Here is a 1,901-nt window from a genome sequence, read left to right as displayed (position 1 = left end):
AGCTGAGGCCTTGGGCATGACTAACTTGAATGGTGGCACGCTCTGCAACGCTGAGTTCGGAATAAGACATAGGGCAGCACCGTACCGGAAAGGTCAGGTGTTGCACTCAGTTTTTGCCGCCGCCAAGGTAAAAAATCACACCTGAAACACGGGTGCAAAGCCACCGCCAGGCGTGCGGAAGTTAGTGGTTTGGCCCTGGTATACCCGTGCAGCGATGAGCAAAGTTTTTCCGCCGTAGGTGTAAAGGCGAATATCGACTTTCCTAGTGGTTACAGTGCCGTCAACTCTCATGGCTCGTTCCCCCGCCGGGACGAATTTCTGCGCGATATAGTCGCCTTGCAAAATGTTGTCGAAAACACGCCGGGTCAACTTGTCGCCGCGGTATACGCCCTTGCTGCCATGGCCGGCAACCGGCTTGAAGAAAAGTTCACGCCGGGAACCCCACAGTTCCCCTGCGTCGCTTGCTGTAACCAGCCGGGTCTTGGGTATGGAGCTCTCCAGATATCGGGCTTGAACTTCGCTGAGTCCCCAGTCGCGAAGGGTCGAGGGGTCGGAGAGTAGGATAAGATTTCGTTTGTCGGCCATCAGTGCGTGCACACGGGGGTTTGGCGTTACCACCACTGCGCCGTCGACGTACGCACGTCTGAGCGCCTCATGAGCTGGGGCTTCCAGTGCGAAGTCCACTAGTCGGTTGTACACCATGTCGATGCGCTTTCCTTGTGCAACCAATGCACCATCGACATATTCAAGCTCCGATGGGTCCAATATCAGGGTATTAATTCCTCTGGCTTGAAGTTGCTGTCGGGCCAGTTGGAATTCAGTGAACATAAACTGGGTCTCCGGGGCTTCGTCCACGATGGCCATGCTTTTGGGCATCGAGTCAGCCCGTTGCCTTTGCCACTCCTGTCGAAACATATCGAACACAGCAGTCTCAAATCCATCCAGCGCCTGTGTGGTTGCTGCGGTCTGTTGAGATGGTTTACAGCATCGGTGTTGAGCCCGAGCTAGCACCGAGTTCAGAAATGCGCCGCCGGCATTGGTATTGATCTCGATCAGTTGAGGACCGTCTTTGCCCAAGTGAAAGTCATAGCCCATGAACGCCCCTATGGGACCTGGATCGAAGCCTGCAATTTCCGGCGCCCAGGACAGAACGCGTTCTCGATAGGACGAAAGCTCTGCGGTTGATTCGATCGCTTCAACGATTCGTTCCATCGCTTTGATGTCGGACTGGGGGACGAAGACCGGCGTGTTTGAAAAAAGCTGATGGAATTCAGGAGTGATCGACGGCACGTATCCAGCGGCTGCAAATTGATGTTCAAAGCTCTCTTTGAGGGCTGTACGATCAAGGGTTACGCAATAGCACTCGCGGTTTAGACGCTCCGAGTAGCTATCAACCGACTGTGTATTTTCCTGAGTTACATCTTTCATTTTAGACTCGTGGTTATAGTAGATTGTGCGATTCCTAGGCGCAGGAATATTTTGTTTTAAACAGGCCGCTCGTCCGGGATGGCTGTTAGCGGGACCACACTGCGTTATAGCAGAGAAATAGCCCATATTATGATGGATAGACTATTGAGATACTTTTTTCACCCTGGTTATTGTCGCCTAATAGTCGCGCTCAAGTTTGTTTTTCAAGTCGCCGTTCAGGTGCTGAAAAATTGCAGGGGTAGGTTTATGGCAACGCCTTCGAGCCAAACACTCTCACCGAAGACCATCGTCGGGATAATGATTCTTACCATTTTTCGGGCCATGTGTCTTCCTTGTATAAATGTTGGGTGGGTTCTACCCCGTTACTGCGGACACTCTTGAAAAGAGGCACAATGTGCCAAAGGAGTGTTCATGTCCAAACGCAGAAAATACAGCCCTGAATTCAAGCGCGAAGCCATCGCGCTATCTCGCCA

1 protein-coding gene is annotated in these 1,901 nt (G+C 52.3%); it reads right to left on the bottom strand.

Features of this window, described 5'->3' with window-relative positions; all coding sequences use genetic code 11:
• Window positions 1-135: 135 nt before the first annotated feature.
• Window positions 136-1,428 (bottom strand): hypothetical protein, encoded by a 1,293-nt coding sequence (locus tag H4J77_RS19390; protein WP_123891403.1) that lies wholly within the window; start codon window positions 1,426-1,428, stop codon window positions 136-138.
• Between the last annotated feature and the right edge of the window lie 473 nt (window positions 1,429-1,901).

It is taken from the genome of Pseudomonas sp. 5Ae-yellow, from assembly GCF_014077575.1.
In the GTDB taxonomy this organism is placed as follows: domain Bacteria; phylum Pseudomonadota; class Gammaproteobacteria; order Pseudomonadales; family Pseudomonadaceae; genus Halopseudomonas; species Halopseudomonas neustonica.
The sequence above is the reverse complement of the archived record's forward strand: the minus strand, read 5'-3'. Positions and strand labels throughout refer to the sequence as shown.

Coding starts and splice junctions, on each gene's coding strand:
- H4J77_RS19390 (WP_123891403.1), bottom strand. CDS start 1,428: ATGAAAGATGTAACTCAGGAAAATACACAGTCGGTTGATAGCTACTCG.